Source organism: Priestia sp. Y58, assembly GCF_029522095.1.
Classification (GTDB): domain Bacteria; phylum Bacillota; class Bacilli; order Bacillales; family Bacillaceae_H; genus Priestia; species Priestia megaterium_E.
Genome location: NZ_JAKWFL010000002.1, coordinates 269,626 through 283,051, shown reverse-complemented (window position 1 = coordinate 283,051; position 13,426 = coordinate 269,626). Strand labels below are relative to the sequence as shown.

The following is a 13,426-nucleotide window of genomic DNA, read 5'->3' as shown; positions in this document are numbered from 1 at the left end:
TTTGTAAGTTGAAACTTATAAACGGTATACTTCGTATATATAGTAAGAGCATTTTGGAGGAGGAAAAAAAATGTTTAAAAAAATGTTTGCTAAAATTGGAGTTGGAGCTGCCAAAGTAGATTTACGACTAAATGAAACGGCCTATACGCTCGGTCATGTAATTGAAGGAGCTATTATCATCCAAGGTGGAAACGTTCAGCAACATATTAATTTAATTGATGTTGAATTTTGGCTTGAAGTTCAAATGAAAAGCGGTCAAATGCATACACATCGTGTGGAAAGCCTGCGCGCAGCTTCTTCATTTACAATTAATGAAGGCGAGAAAAAAGAAATTCCATTTACATATCATTTACCTTTGGAGCTTCCAATCTCTGCGAGCAACGTCAGCTATTTCTTTAAGACACACTTAGATATTGAAGGGGGAGTAGACTCAACAGACCGGGACCCTGTGCGCATTAAAGCTCCAAAAAGCTTATATCAGCTAGTAGAAGGCTTTGAAGCGCTTGGGTTTAGAGAAAAACATCATTCAGGAAAATTTAACGGATACAAACAAGAATTTGCATTTTTTCCTACAGACTTCTTAAAGGGGTATGTAAATGAGGTTGAGTTTGAGGTAGCTATTGAACGAGAAGGTATTCGCGCGTTATTGGAGCTAGATTTGCCTTCTTTCGGCCGAGAGAGGGAAATAAAAAACGAACTCTTTTTTACAAATGATGAACTAAGCCATCCATCCACTATCGCTCGCTTGCTGGAAGAAGCGATGGAAGAGATGATGGAAAATCCTCGAGACTATGAGTATTATAAGCCTTCTCACTATGATCAGCATTCACACCACCCACGTATGAGCGGTTTAGGAGGAGCAATGGGAGGCTTTGCAGCCGGTATGTTAGGCGGGCTGCTCATTGAGAATTTGATGGATGATATGTTTGAAGACTCGGCTCTTGGTGAAATTGGAGAAGATATTGAAGAAGCCGGGGAGGATCTGTTGGATGGAGATTTTTTTGATGGAGGAGACGATTGGTAAAAGGGATTTTGAATAAATAAAAAGGATGATTAATGATGATCATCCTTTTTTTCTTTCTTCTTTCTTTTTTTTACTTCTATATACTTAATGTGAAAATCCTCTATAATCAGAACTTTAAAGTAAAATTGCTCATGCTGAATGATATCATTTTTGGTCACATCAAACTTTTCGGTTAACACCCACCCGGCAATGGTATCTACTTCTTCGTCGCTAATATCCGTACCGAGTAAATCATTTACTTGGCTAATGAGCATTTTTCCGTCAAGAATATAATGGTCGTCTTTAATTTTTTGTACATAAGGAATTTCGTCCGTATCAAACTCATCTCGAATTTCTCCCACAATTTCTTCAATAATATCTTCTACTGTAACAAGCCCAGCGGTTCCGCCATACTCATCAAAAAGAATAGCCATTTGAATACGTTCTTTTTGCATCTTTACAAGCAAGTCATGAATGGGTACGGTTTCAATTACTTTAAAAATAGGCTTGACGTATGACTCTAACGTATTGGTGCCGTCTTTTTCGTTGAATACAATATCATTATAAATTTCTTTAATATTAACGAGACCGATTACTTTATCTTTATCCCCATCTTCAACAATTGGATAGCGCGTATATTTTTCGACATTTGCGATTTGCAAAAAAACCTCTACGACGTCGTCTTTGGAAGCACTCACAATTTCCGTACGAGGGACCATTACTTCTTTAGCTAAACGGTCGTCAAAATCAAAAATTTTGCTCATATATCGATATTCGGATTGATTGATTTCACCGCCTTCGAAGCTCTCAGATAACAAAATGCGCAGCTCTTCTTCACTATGAGCAGCTTCATTTTCTGAAATCATCGTTATGCCAAAAATCTTAGTCAACATACGAGCTGATCCATTTAATATTTTAATGAACGGATACATAAGTTTGTAAAACACGATAATCGGTTTTGCAAAGTTCAGCGTAATTTGTTCAGCCATTTGAATAGCAAACGTTTTAGGAGCTAATTCTCCCAGGACAACATGTAAAAAAGTAATAACAACAAATGCGATAACAAAAGATAAAATACCAGCAAGCGGCTCATTTGTATGGAAGGTAATAAAAAGAGGGTGAAGCAGCCGATCTAGCGTCGGTTCACCAAGCCAACCAAGCCCGAGAGCCGTGATGGTGATACCAAGCTGACAAGCGGATAGATATTCATCTAGATGCGTAATAACATGTTTGGCAGAGACGGCTTTTTTATTTCCTTCTTCTAGAAGCTGATTGATTTTTGAACTTCTTACTTTTACAATAGCGAATTCTGTCGCTACAAAAAAAGCAGTCAATGCAATTAAAACTGCGACTAATAGTAATTTTACGGCGATCATTAAAGTCACCACCTTGTACGTAAATGTATATCTTAAGTGTTAGCCAAAGTGGAGAAAACATGTATTAAATCCGGAAAAGAAAAACGCACATAAAAAAACTGCTTCTATCTTTGAAAAGAATAAGAAGCAGTTTATTATGTTACATGTTCATTTAGGGGAATTAACCTTAACTTTACCATCATGGTCTATCACATATCGGTTCTACAGTTCAACTGACTTTTAGCAAACGTATTGTGAGCTTGTTATGACACCTCCTTTAACTGTAATCCGAATATATATGATGCATCTCTCACTCCTTTCTATTGGTTAAATTTATTATAATACATAATTAATCAAAATACTACAAATATTCAGAAAATAATTCAAAATGCATAGTTTTTTGTCATTTTCTGAAATATACACACAAAGCGAGATTGAGATATAACAAAATCAGTACAATCTAAAGACGAATAAATCGAGTAAATGATCTAGTATGGGTCGTTTGGTTACACTGCTGGTGATTTCCGTGAAAGGCTGTTGCTTTCCGCGGGCGGCCGATGAGCCTCCTCGTCGCTTGCGCTCCTGTGGGGTCTCATCTATTCCGCTTTTCCCGCAGGAGTCTTCGCCTTTCCCTCCAATCAACAGCTCTAAACATAACCTATATTCACCATACTCCTATATTCACCATACTAATGAAAAGATCCGAACGGTGAATCATTCGGATCTTCCTTTACTTAAAATACGTTTGCCCCAGCCTCTTTTTAATTAATGCAGGTTATGGTTATTAGGCATCTGAGGAGAGGCAGTGGCTTTTGCAAAACTTGTGATCATTTGCTGCATATCTTCTTTTGCAAGCTGCGGTACTTGATAATAATGGTGTTTATTTTGATAAAGAGAAATTTCATAAGCCATTTCAATCCAATTAGGAACGCTGTCTCCGAATATTCGGCGAACAACAGGATTTGTTATTTCTAAAGCGGTCATGGTTAAAAGAGATGCTTGAGACTTGACTAGACCTAGCATATGACCTGATATGCCTTTTTCATTAATTTCCTCCACGGACTGATTCGGCTTTTTAGGCTGCGAAGGCTTTAAGCCATAAACAAAGGCATTAGACTGCTTCATGTTATACACATGTGTAGAACCGGCCGGCTTTTGACCAGTAGAAAAAGCTTCTACGATTAAATTATATTCATTTAAAATAAACTGATATTGCCGATCAATGATATCAAGCAGCTCTTGTTCTTTTACATATTGCCTAAACATCATAAACTGATCCATTACATTAATCGAACCGGCAAGTGTTTCATGAACGTCAAATAGTTCATGCCCTCCATGGTTCAATTGAGGGGGGATAGCTCCAGTTTGCATGTTTGTAGGAAGTTCGTGATTATTCATACTAAGTCCTCCTTAAAATCGGTATCGACTATAGTCTTTAAACTTCTTCAGGTTTTATACTCAAACTTGATTTATTCATAAAATGTTGCTCTACATAACTTGATTTACAACTAGTTATTTAATTAAAGAGTAAAAGTGAAAGGGTTTTATAAAAAAAAAGCGAATATCAATAACAATTCACGATCTATAGATAGGGGAATCAAAAAACATGAATGAGCTGCTGTCATACTCAAGTGAATTAAAACATGAAGCGCATCAACTGGTGGTATCCAATCATTTATTGAATCTGTTAAGAGAATATGGTTGTCCTCTCTCAGGGGAGAGTTTTGCATTAAATGTCATGACAAATCGCACCCTTAATTTTTACGTAGGAAATGATGAAATGGATGAAGAATCTATTTTTCACATGGGGTATCAGCTTACAAAACGTTTTAACCCTTATAAGATGATATTTGCTAATGAAAAAGATAAGCATCAGTGGAGCGTGTATATGATTCAGAAGGGAGAAGAGTGGAAGCTTGATATTTCCGTGCTTCCAGAAAATATCGTGAAGGACAAAGTTGAGAAACAAGAGTTATTAAAATCACTTCTCACTGAAAAGAAGCGGGAATGCATTTTATTTTTCAAACAGCAAAGCGGATATAATCGCTATTATACGAGTGATCATGTCTATAAAGCTGTGCTAGAAGATGACATTCACGATGATATGTCTTTTTTTATGTGGCTGCAAAGACAAAAAAAAGTAAATCAACAAACGTAAAAAAGAGCCTGTTAGGCTCTTTTTATGCGTTTACGGATGTTTTTACAGGTAAAGCAGCTTTTAGCATCCAAATATGTTTTTCAATGTTGCCGATTGTTCCAATGAATAAGTCAGCTGTTACGTGATCGTTTGCTGCTTCAGCTTTTTCAACTGCATTTTTTAAGTTTTTAACAAGTAGCATATAATCATTAATTAAGGTTTCTACCATTTCTTCACTCGTTTGCTCGTTTCCATCTTCAGAAAGAGTAGCTGCTTGTAAAAATTGCTTCATTGTAGCAATTGGGCTTCCTCCAATGGCTAGTAATCGTTCTGCATATTCATCTATATAGTCCGCCGTCTCATTATAGAATTCTTCAAATTTTTCATGAAGCGTAAAAAATTGAGGCCCTTTTACATACCAGTGAAAGCGATGTAGCTTCGTATACAATACGTTAAAATCGGCAATTTGTTGGTTCAATACGTTTTCTAAATTCATAGTTAATAGCCTCCTAATGAGTTGTTGTTATCTTATGTTTATATTATATCAAATATCAAATTAAAATCAATACTTATTTATAATAATTATTAAATGATAATCAGAATGCTTTTAAATTGCAGTTATTCTCTTTAAAAACTTTAAAGATATGATAGGATAGAGCAAGAGTATGGAAAGGAAGAAGGGTTAGTTATGCATATTACACCAGAAGCAAAACAATTAATTAACAATATACTTGAAGAGCAGGAGATAACAGGAATTCGCTTGTATTTCAAAGGAATTAGCTGTGAAATCCCTAATATTGGGTTAGCTTTTGAAAAGCCTTTTGAAAATGATGAAATGTATGAAGTCGACGGAGTGCAAGTAGCAATGGAAGCTTCTATTGTGCCTTATACAAATGAATTAATGTTAGATGTTCATACAACGCCGTATGGTCCAGGTTTGGCATTAGTTGGGGCTAAAGAGGCTGAGTAAAAAATTTATGTAAGAGAAGCTAACAGGTTTGTTGTTTGTTTTGGTAAACCTTGGTTTACTTAATTCAAACGTTAGTGAAATGGAGGGGGACCTATGCTTCTTTCTCATCATGTAACGGTTGAACAAAGACAGCAAATCAAACGCTTTAAGCAGCAAATACAAGACGCAAAAACGCTAGATGAGCGCCGTTTGTATCAAGCCCAGCTAAATAAATTTGTTGAACGCCTATTTATTGAGAATCGCTTGCAGCGCAGCGGCGAACAATAAAAAACACCTAGAAAAGAAGCCTTCAAAGAAGGTTTCTTTTTTTTAAGTAGAGTATTATACTTTTACATCTTGTAATTATTCATTTTCTTATATATCGCCCTTTATCTACTTAAAATCCGGTTTTCTGTATGAATATAGCACTAAAAACGTGTAAGTTACTATTAAATGAAAGCGCTTTCTGTTATAGTGAAGGTATAGAATTGTACTTGTTCACCTACAATGTTCATAAGGAGTGGTTTGTATGATTGAAAGAGGAAACTTCTTAATTGGTTTAGCGTGGGGAACATCTTTGAGCATACCTTTATGGATCGCCTTCTTTGGCTGGATAAAATTAGTTTGGCGCTTGCTTTAAATAAATAAAAACAAAAAAAGTAAAAAAACTTCAGTGAATATGCGCTGAAGTTTTTTTAAATAACATAAATAGGTATTAAGAACTATTTAATAAACTATAATTTGTAACGATAAGTAAATAAGACTACTATAATATTATTTTTGGATTTTTTTACATTCTAATGTTTTAGGTCTTATTACACAATGGAAAGCAGGAGTACAAATTGAAAAGTTATCGTTTAGTAAGTTTCTCTACCTTATGTATCTGTCTATTCGCTTTATTTATTTCACCTTTTCAAGACACATCTAGTGCATCAACTGATAAATATCAAAATTTCAAGCAACTCTCACAGCACGAGTCTTCAGCTAGCTATAAAGTGACGACTAAAGAAACGAAAAGCTCTGTCCTTATCTTTGCTCCACACGGTGGAGGAATTGAAGGGGGGACAAGCGAAATTGCCAAAGAGCTTAGCAAACAAAATGCTCTTTACCTATTCGAATCGTTAAAGTCGAAAGGGTCACGAGACCTGCACCTCACAAGCACTCATTTTGATGAGCCCACAGCGCGTAAAATGGTAAGCAAGTATGATAATGTTTTATCTCTTCACGGTTATTCTGGGAACGAAAAACATATTTTTGTGGGCGGGACTGACCGGGAGCGCGCAAAAAAATTAACACAATTATTAAATCAAAATGGATTTCCGGCGGAACTGATTACAAAAGGACACGATGAGATTGCAGGCATTAACCCTAAAAATATTGCAAATAAAAATCGTACCGGGAAAAGTATTCAATTAGAGATTAGCCAACCGCTGCGAAGTGCTATGTTTCATTCATTCGCTTCAAAAGGAAGAGCTTCTTCTAAAACTCAAACTTTTTATAGGTTTACAAATGTGCTTTCTACATTCGTTTCCACTTCTTACTGAATCAAAAAAAGAATGCTTTCGCAAGCATTCTTTTTTTATAAACTAGTTTTGCTATTCGTGACTTATAATAGGTTTCCAGTTAAAATCTTTTACATCTTGAACAGAAGGCTTTCTCACGTGCTGTAAACTTTCTTTATTACACGCTCCATAAACTATAAAATTTTCCTGAGCTTCTATTAAAGAAATAGAGTTGGCTCCTAATTCGTTGGCATTCAGCTTTTGGTACGGATCGTCTTCCCAAAAACATATCTCACAAATATCATAGTCACCATCACTGTCTAACGATTGATAACCACAGCAAGGGCATGTATACTTTTTCATTGTTTCTATCCTTTCTGTATGGGATTTTAAGCTAGAAAAAAGTCAGCCATCTTATTTAACTATTTTACTATATTCAAGGATAGCCTGAAAGCATATTCAAAAAAATTACAGTGGCATCTTTCCTAGGATTTGTGAACATTTTATAACGAATTGGTAATAGTTATTGTGAGACTGAGTAAAAAAGGAGTACACTTACTAGGAAAATAGATCGTGTTCGGAAACGTCTACATAAAAACATTTTTGGATATGATGAAAAAAGAAAAAAGAGATAGGGAGTCATAAATATGAAAAAAATAATAGGTTTACTTTTAGCATGCTTTTTAGCTGTTCCGACAGTTAGTTTCGCTCATACACATGTGCAAACAACCGTGCCTGAAAATGGTGCAATTGTTACAGCTCCTCTAAAAGAAATTAAATTAACCTTTGAAACACATATCGAGAAAATCAGTACTGTAACCGTTACAAAGGATGGACAAAACATTTCACTTGCATCGCAAAAAGTAGAGGGTCATGATTTAATAGCTTCTCTCGATCAGCCTCTTGAAAACGGATCTTACACAGTGGACTGGGAAATTGTAGGGGAAGATGGTCATGTAATGAAAGATTCGATTGCTTTTAAAGTAGATGTGAAAGATGAAGCGAAAGAAGAGAATACTCAAGCAGCCGGAAAAGATAGTGAAAAAAAGCAAGATGCCACGCAATCCGAACAGCACCAAAAAAGTGCAGTAGCAAATGATGAAAAAACAGAGAACAATGATTCTTCATCGTTTTTTGTTATCATGATTATTGCTATTGTAGTGGTGGTTGGAGCATTACTCTTAATCTTCAGAAAGAAAAAGGCTTAAAAAGATGAGTATTTTGTTGCCTGTTTTTGAGTGGTTCACATACGTAGGTCTTTCCTTATTATTAGGATTTGCCGTACTGCAATATGTACCTCTTACAAAAAAGCCAACAATTTTATTATCAAAGCGATGGCTACTTGCAAGTGCAGCGGCTGTCGCTATTTTTTCGGTTGGAAATTCGCTTGAGATTATTTTATCTTTTTCAAAAATAAGAGGGTTAGGTGAAACAGTTCGTCTTGTATTATTGGAAACAAGAACGGGACACGCCTGGATCTTTGTTGTGCTGATTGCTATTTTATGTATGGTTGCTGTTTCAATAGAGAGCCACCCTCATATGTATACATTACTGACTGTAGCCTTAGTGGGAGGAATCGCCTACGCAAGTCACGCAGCATCCGCTTCTGCGCTTAGCGGCATGCTTTCTCATTCTCTTCATATTTTAGCAGTTGGACTGTGGGGAGGGGTGGTTCTGATTGTTGCCGCTTTTTCAAACGAAACCTCCAATTGGAAAAGTTTCTTAAGCTGGTTTACTCCTTTTGCAATCGCTTGTTTTGTGCTTCTTTCGTTAAGTGGGTTCATTTCGATGGTCATTATCATGGGTCTGTCCAACTATGTAAATTCATGGGCTACAGATTACGGGCAGTCTCTTTTACTAAAGCATATTACGATTATTCCGCTGCTTGCATTTGCCGTCATCAATGGCTTTCTTATGAAAAAAACGATAAAACATCCAGAATATAAGCCCGTGATGTGGATTCGAGCAGAAAGCATTATTTTGCTTATCATTTTTTTATTTACAGCTATCATGGTAACGCAATCGCCGCCAACTAATACAAGTCATATGGCAATGGATTCATCGATTCTTCCGTTTATCTATGGGAAACAAGTGACGCTCCCTCTAACGTTTCACGTAACGATTGTGGGAATCCTATTCTTATTTGTCGCACTGCTGTTTTTTATGTATTTACTTATTTGTTTTTACAAAAAGACAGTATGGCTTAGCGTATTAAGTGCGGGTTTGTTTGTTTTTGCTTTTTATATTGCGATGATGACAAGTATTCAAGTCTAAAAACAGTGAGAAATATCTCACTGTTTTTTTATTAGCCATTAAAAGCTGTACTATTTCTCGGGTCTTTTCCCGGAGAAGGAGACATCGGCATTTGGGAATTAGAACCAGAGCTAGAGCTAGAACCAGAGCTAGAGCTAGAACCAGAGCTAGAGCTAGAACCAGAGCCGGACGTAGAGCCGCTTGGAGGCGATATATTTCCTGCGTTTCCAAAAATAACGATCCCGCCAGAAATTGTTCCAATAGAAATAGATTTAATATAAACAGACATCCTTATTCAACCTCTCATCTAGTAAAAGAATTCAGTGTACTATAGTATATGACCAGCTTGTCATTTTCGTATAGACGAGTTTGAAAAATAGGTAAAAGCTTAGAAGTTCAGGTTGAGAAAGGAAATGGTGTAAAATAAGATAGAACTTTGAAGGTAAAGTGTGTGGTGTCTGCCTAAAGTGTGTATACCACCTATTAAAAGAATTAGAAAGGAACTAAGATGAATACGCAAAAAGGAATTCATTTTTCATTTAAAAAATTATGGTTGCTAACGAACCCTCCGACAGGAAAGCTAATCATTTCGTTCATACTGGCCTTAATTAATACCGGAGCGTCGCTTTCTATCCCTCTTGTCATTAAAGAAGTGATGGAGAAAATTGCAGTAGGCGTCTCACCGCAGCTTATAGCAGGGCTCCTTGGTTTATTTGCTGCTCAAATGGTGACAAGCGCAGTATCTCTTTATCTCCTTGCTCAAGTAGGGCAAGGTGTTGTAAAAGAACTCAGACATAAAGTGTGGAACAAGCTCATAAAGCTTCCGGTTTCATTTTACGACCAAAACCGTTCCGGTGAAATGGTAAGCCGCATTACAAATGATACAACCATTGTGATGAATTTATTGTCAACAGAAATGATTGACTTTGTTAAAAATATTTTATCTATTATCGTTGCCATTGTTATTTTATTTACGCTTGATGTACCCATGACGCTCATTTTATTAGCGGTTATTCCCGTTATGTTTGTACTGGTTATGCCGCTAGCGCGAAAAATACATAAAATTTCACGTGAGCAGCAGGATAAAATGTCCAAGCTTACAGCTTTTTTAGCTCAAATGCTGAGTGAAATCCGCTTGATTAAAGTATCCGGTTCAGAGAAAAAAGAAGTTGATTCCGGCTTACAATCGTTTCAGTCACTCTACCTCTTCGGTGTAAAGAGAGCTAAAATTGAAGCAATCATAACACCGGTTATTAGCACAGTGATGACCGCTGTTATGATTGCCATCGTCGGGTTTGGTGCATACCGGGTGAGTGAGGGATTTATCACTGCAGGAGAGCTGGTGGCTTTTGTTCTTTACCTTTTTCAAATTATGGTTCCGGTTGGTTCACTTACCCGATTTGTTACGAGCTTTCAGCAAACTAAAGGAGCTTCAGAAAGAATCTTTGATATATTAGCTGAGAAAGAAGAGAACTATGAAAATGGAGAAGTGCTTGAACAGGTAGGGAGTTTAAGGTTCGATAAAGTTGCTTTTCAATATGAAGATAAACCAGTATTGCAGGAAGTTTCATTTTCTGCTAAAAAAGGAGAAGTTACCGCTTTTGTTGGACCTAGCGGAGCTGGAAAATCTACTGTTTTTTCGCTTATCGAACGCTTTTATGAGCCTTCATCGGGGCGCATATTCTTGGATGGAACAGACAGTCAAAACGTCAACTTACGTTCGTGGCGTCACCTGTTTAGCTATGTTCAGCAGGATTCTCCGATTTTAGCAGGAACAATTCGAGAAAATCTCATTTACGGATTAGAGCGGCATGTGACGGATGAAGAAATAGAAGAAGCAGCGAAGTTAGCGAATGCTCATCATTTCATTCAGTCCTTTGAAGATCAATATGAAACAATGATTGGAGAAAGAGGTATCAATCTCTCAGGAGGACAGCGACAGCGTATTGCAATTGCCCGAGCGCTGTTACGCAATCCCCAGTTTTTACTACTGGACGAAGCGACAGCTAGCTTGGACTCCGAATCAGAAAAGCTTGTGCAAGAGTCATTGGAAACGGTAATGAAAGAACGCACATCACTCGTCATTGCACATCGTCTATCTACGGTCATTAATGCGGACCAAATTGTTGTAATAGAAGAAGGGCAGGTTACAGGAAGCGGAACGCATAAAGAGCTGTTAGCCTCTCATTCTTTTTACCGGCGTTTGGTAGAGCAGCAGTTTCAAACATCCCTATAGAACAAACAAAAAAGACTGCTTTTAAGCAGTCTTTTTTTAGTTTATTTATTTAGCTTTTTAACTAATTCATCACCCATTAACTCAGAAGAAAAAGGATCTCGGCTTGTGACAATTTGATCATTTGCCCAAACAGCATATGCTTCTTTATCCATCTCAGGGATGTAGTTAGCCACTTCACGAAGTTCTTGTTCTAAACTGTATGGTAAAAAGGGAAGTACTTCTTCCGGTTCAATTTCATCAGGATAACCAGTTACGTCTAGTCCTTTAATTAACAGTTCATCATCGGATCCTTTCAAGAAAGCAAAAACAGAAGGTCCGTGACACTCAGCTGCTAAAATACCTCCGTTGTCGTACACTTTGTTCATAAGTGCATGCAAGTCCACATTTTTTGCTAAGTCAAACATAGCGCCGTGGCCGCCTACTACTAAAATAACGTCATAGTTCTCAGCATCTACTTCTTCAAGTTTCATTGTCTGATCCGCTCTTCCTGATTCATATAATTTCTTATACGTTCCGTCTGGATCAAAGTCTTCTGAAATACTTCGAACGTCTACTTCCGGCTTACCTCCAAAAGGTGAGGCTAAATCAACGGTGTGCCCTGCGTCCTCAAGCTTTTGCAGCGGAGCAAATAATTCTTCTGCCCACCAACCTGTGTGATAATCTTTCTCTTCGTATCCGCTTGATAATACAGCTAACACTCTTGCCATGTTTATACCTCCTAAATGATGTAAAACGTATAGTGATACATATCATGTATTCATTGTGAACTGTACCCTATATAAAAAAACTTTAAACAATGGCAAGTTATGAAAAGGTAGCGTGAATCATAAACAAAACCAAAAAAGAGATAGCAAATTTAAGATGCCACTTTTTATCTGTACGCTTGTAGCGCTTCACGCCCATCACGAGTAAACAAGCTAGAACAGCCATGGTAATAATTCCTGAAAAGTACGTAAAATTTGCTTGAAATCCTTTTATTAAAGCCATATAACCATGTAAAATAATCAAGGCCGTTGATATAAGAGCAATGGGAACGTGCCACTGACGAACATACTTGGCTAAAAATTGGATAAGCGGTTTTAACTCAAAATTTCCTTTTTTTATGTGGGATAACGGTTTCCATTTCAATAATAAAAAAATAGGATAAATGGCTAAAGCTGCAAAGAAACCAATTCGTGCAATTGAACCGAGCTCTTTAAAATTTCCTTCATATATTTTAGAATCGAGTGGAAGGGAATGTTTATAAATAGGGATGTAAATAAGCCCTGCTACAACTAGCAAAAAAGAGATAGTAAAGATAAAGATCACTTTTTTACGCTCACTTTTATTTTTAATTAATGTCTGTAGCCATGATTTTTTAGCTGGAGATTTAACTGAATTCATTTTCTTCCTCCTTGGAAAAAACTAGTTAGTATCAGTATGAACTTTTTTTCTTAAAAAATCTTTAAAAATACTTCTTTTTTAGAAAAATTCATTTTTTTCTTTGCAATACGCGTTATATTTAAACAAAAGGTTTAAAAAGGAGATGAATACATGAAAAAAAGAATAAGTATATTTATAATCAGTCTTTGTTTACTTTTAACGGCCTGTGGTCAGGAACCTGCTCAAAGCACAAATGCTGAGCAGCCAAAACCGTTGGACGTAAATCTTCAAGGCCCAGAGGCGTTACAGAAAAATGAAAGCGGTATCTACAAAGCCGAAGTTACATATGGAGATGAAAAAGTAAAAAATGATGATGTTGAAATGATTGAATTTGAAATAGAGAAAAAAGATGGCGAAGGGAAAGGGAAGATGTTAAAACCTAAACAAATAGGAGAAGGTGTATATGAAATACAAACATCTTTCTCTGAGCCTGGCACATATACCGTGCAATCACATGTTTCTGCAAAAGGGACGCATAACATGCCTCTTATAACCGTTACGGTTAAATAAAAGAAGTCAAGGATGCTAATTCCTTGGCTTCTTTTCGTTTAGTATGTCCATTGAATTCC

Annotated in this window: 17 protein-coding genes; 9 read left to right on the top strand and 8 right to left on the bottom strand. The window is 36.6% G+C overall.

Going from position 1 to position 13,426, the window contains the following annotated elements; translation table 11 throughout:
* Positions 1 to 70: 70 nt before the first annotated feature.
* Entirely contained in the window at positions 71 to 1,024 is a 954-nt protein-coding gene (locus MMB68_RS07205; protein ID WP_277548487.1) for a sporulation protein, read from the top strand.
* A gap of 29 nt (positions 1,025 to 1,053) precedes the next feature.
* Here the strand turns inward: MMB68_RS07205 and MMB68_RS07200 are convergent, their stop codons facing one another.
* From MMB68_RS07200 to MMB68_RS07190, 3 genes are all read right to left on the bottom strand, one after another.
* Positions 1,054 to 2,379 (bottom strand): hemolysin family protein, encoded by a 1,326-nt coding sequence (locus MMB68_RS07200; RefSeq protein ID WP_153254422.1) that lies wholly within the window; start codon positions 2,377 to 2,379, stop codon positions 1,054 to 1,056.
* Between the two features lie 429 nt (positions 2,380 to 2,808).
* The gene (locus MMB68_RS07195) at positions 2,809 to 3,000 is read right to left on the bottom strand and encodes a hypothetical protein (protein ID WP_221813402.1); all 192 of its coding nucleotides are present in this window, start codon (positions 2,998 to 3,000) and stop codon (positions 2,809 to 2,811) included.
* A 123-nt stretch (positions 3,001 to 3,123) separates the two neighbouring features.
* Positions 3,124 to 3,756, bottom strand: a complete 633-nt coding sequence (locus tag MMB68_RS07190; RefSeq protein ID WP_221784758.1) for a spore coat protein — start codon at positions 3,754 to 3,756, stop codon at positions 3,124 to 3,126.
* A 208-nt stretch (positions 3,757 to 3,964) separates the two neighbouring features.
* Between MMB68_RS07190 and MMB68_RS07185 the strand changes: the two genes are divergently transcribed.
* A complete protein-coding gene (locus tag MMB68_RS07185) occupies positions 3,965 to 4,516 on the top strand; it encodes a hypothetical protein (RefSeq protein WP_221784759.1) in 552 nt (183 codons plus the stop codon).
* Positions 4,517 to 4,538: 22 nt separating this feature from the next.
* Here the strand turns inward: MMB68_RS07185 and MMB68_RS07180 are convergent, their stop codons facing one another.
* Positions 4,539 to 4,991: a Dps family protein gene (locus tag MMB68_RS07180; protein ID WP_221784760.1), complete on the bottom strand. Its 453-nt coding sequence runs from the start codon at positions 4,989 to 4,991 to the stop codon at positions 4,539 to 4,541.
* A 192-nt stretch (positions 4,992 to 5,183) separates the two neighbouring features.
* Here MMB68_RS07180 and MMB68_RS07175 point away from each other — a divergent pair, with 192 nt between their 5' ends.
* The 3 genes from MMB68_RS07175 to MMB68_RS07165 all read left to right on the top strand — a co-directional run bounded on the left by MMB68_RS07175 (position 5,184) and on the right by MMB68_RS07165 (position 6,988).
* Positions 5,184 to 5,465, top strand: coding sequence for a Fe-S cluster assembly protein HesB (locus MMB68_RS07175; protein ID WP_277548485.1), 282 nt, complete (start codon positions 5,184 to 5,186; stop codon positions 5,463 to 5,465).
* Positions 5,466 to 5,558: 93 nt separating this feature from the next.
* On the top strand, positions 5,559 to 5,732 hold the full coding sequence (locus MMB68_RS07170) for a hypothetical protein (protein WP_013057683.1): 174 nt from the start codon (positions 5,559 to 5,561) through the stop codon (positions 5,730 to 5,732).
* Between the two features lie 554 nt (positions 5,733 to 6,286).
* Entirely contained in the window at positions 6,287 to 6,988 is a 702-nt protein-coding gene (locus MMB68_RS07165) for a poly-gamma-glutamate hydrolase family protein (protein WP_277548484.1), read from the top strand.
* Between the two features lie 51 nt (positions 6,989 to 7,039).
* Here the strand turns inward: MMB68_RS07165 and MMB68_RS07160 are convergent, their stop codons facing one another.
* On the bottom strand, positions 7,040 to 7,309 hold the full coding sequence (locus MMB68_RS07160) for a CPCC family cysteine-rich protein (protein ID WP_013057680.1): 270 nt from the start codon (positions 7,307 to 7,309) through the stop codon (positions 7,040 to 7,042).
* Positions 7,310 to 7,593: 284 nt separating this feature from the next.
* Between MMB68_RS07160 and MMB68_RS07155 the strand changes: the two genes are divergently transcribed.
* Positions 7,594 to 8,154: a copper resistance CopC family protein gene (locus MMB68_RS07155; protein WP_277548482.1), complete on the top strand. Its 561-nt coding sequence runs from the start codon at positions 7,594 to 7,596 to the stop codon at positions 8,152 to 8,154.
* Between the two features lie 4 nt (positions 8,155 to 8,158).
* A complete protein-coding gene (locus tag MMB68_RS07150; protein WP_277548481.1) occupies positions 8,159 to 9,220 on the top strand; it encodes a copper resistance D family protein in 1,062 nt (353 codons plus the stop codon).
* A gap of 31 nt (positions 9,221 to 9,251) precedes the next feature.
* Here the strand turns inward: MMB68_RS07150 and MMB68_RS07145 are convergent, their stop codons facing one another.
* Positions 9,252 to 9,488, bottom strand: a complete 237-nt coding sequence (locus MMB68_RS07145) for a hypothetical protein (protein WP_277548480.1) — start codon at positions 9,486 to 9,488, stop codon at positions 9,252 to 9,254.
* Positions 9,489 to 9,707: 219 nt separating this feature from the next.
* Here MMB68_RS07145 and MMB68_RS07140 point away from each other — a divergent pair, with 219 nt between their 5' ends.
* The gene (locus tag MMB68_RS07140; protein WP_269872021.1) at positions 9,708 to 11,435 is read left to right on the top strand and encodes an ABC transporter ATP-binding protein; all 1,728 of its coding nucleotides are present in this window, start codon (positions 9,708 to 9,710) and stop codon (positions 11,433 to 11,435) included.
* Between the two features lie 41 nt (positions 11,436 to 11,476).
* Here the strand turns inward: MMB68_RS07140 and MMB68_RS07135 are convergent, their stop codons facing one another.
* Positions 11,477 to 12,142, bottom strand: coding sequence for a type 1 glutamine amidotransferase domain-containing protein (locus MMB68_RS07135; RefSeq protein WP_221813391.1), 666 nt, complete (start codon positions 12,140 to 12,142; stop codon positions 11,477 to 11,479).
* Positions 12,143 to 12,239: 97 nt separating this feature from the next.
* Positions 12,240 to 12,818 (bottom strand): hypothetical protein, encoded by a 579-nt coding sequence (locus MMB68_RS07130; protein ID WP_221784765.1) that lies wholly within the window; start codon positions 12,816 to 12,818, stop codon positions 12,240 to 12,242.
* A 150-nt stretch (positions 12,819 to 12,968) separates the two neighbouring features.
* Here MMB68_RS07130 and MMB68_RS07125 point away from each other — a divergent pair, with 150 nt between their 5' ends.
* Positions 12,969 to 13,367 (top strand): FixH family protein, encoded by a 399-nt coding sequence (locus MMB68_RS07125; RefSeq protein WP_221784766.1) that lies wholly within the window; start codon positions 12,969 to 12,971, stop codon positions 13,365 to 13,367.
* The last annotated feature ends 59 nt before the right edge of the window (positions 13,368 to 13,426 follow it).

What these genes read in the sequence shown, in the direction of transcription:
- MMB68_RS07205 (WP_277548487.1), top strand. Translation starts at nt 71, where the DNA reads ATGTTTAAAAAAATGTTTGCTAAAATTGGAGTTGGAGCTGCCAAAGTA.
- MMB68_RS07200 (WP_153254422.1), bottom strand. Translation starts at nt 2,379, where the DNA reads ATGATCGCCGTAAAATTACTATTAGTCGCAGTTTTAATTGCATTGACT.
- MMB68_RS07190 (WP_221784758.1), bottom strand. Translation starts at nt 3,756, where the DNA reads ATGAATAATCACGAACTTCCTACAAACATGCAAACTGGAGCTATCCCC.
- MMB68_RS07185 (WP_221784759.1), top strand. Translation starts at nt 3,965, where the DNA reads ATGAATGAGCTGCTGTCATACTCAAGTGAATTAAAACATGAAGCGCAT.
- MMB68_RS07180 (WP_221784760.1), bottom strand. Translation starts at nt 4,991, where the DNA reads ATGAATTTAGAAAACGTATTGAACCAACAAATTGCCGATTTTAACGTA.
- MMB68_RS07175 (WP_277548485.1), top strand. Translation starts at nt 5,184, where the DNA reads ATGCATATTACACCAGAAGCAAAACAATTAATTAACAATATACTTGAA.
- MMB68_RS07170 (WP_013057683.1), top strand. Translation starts at nt 5,559, where the DNA reads ATGCTTCTTTCTCATCATGTAACGGTTGAACAAAGACAGCAAATCAAA.
- MMB68_RS07160 (WP_013057680.1), bottom strand. Translation starts at nt 7,309, where the DNA reads ATGAAAAAGTATACATGCCCTTGCTGTGGTTATCAATCGTTAGACAGT.
- MMB68_RS07155 (WP_277548482.1), top strand. Translation starts at nt 7,594, where the DNA reads ATGAAAAAAATAATAGGTTTACTTTTAGCATGCTTTTTAGCTGTTCCG.
- MMB68_RS07150 (WP_277548481.1), top strand. Translation starts at nt 8,159, where the DNA reads ATGAGTATTTTGTTGCCTGTTTTTGAGTGGTTCACATACGTAGGTCTT.
- MMB68_RS07145 (WP_277548480.1), bottom strand. Translation starts at nt 9,488, where the DNA reads ATGTCTGTTTATATTAAATCTATTTCTATTGGAACAATTTCTGGCGGG.
- MMB68_RS07140 (WP_269872021.1), top strand. Translation starts at nt 9,708, where the DNA reads ATGAATACGCAAAAAGGAATTCATTTTTCATTTAAAAAATTATGGTTG.
- MMB68_RS07135 (WP_221813391.1), bottom strand. Translation starts at nt 12,142, where the DNA reads ATGGCAAGAGTGTTAGCTGTATTATCAAGCGGATACGAAGAGAAAGAT.
- MMB68_RS07130 (WP_221784765.1), bottom strand. Translation starts at nt 12,818, where the DNA reads ATGAATTCAGTTAAATCTCCAGCTAAAAAATCATGGCTACAGACATTA.
- MMB68_RS07125 (WP_221784766.1), top strand. Translation starts at nt 12,969, where the DNA reads ATGAAAAAAAGAATAAGTATATTTATAATCAGTCTTTGTTTACTTTTA.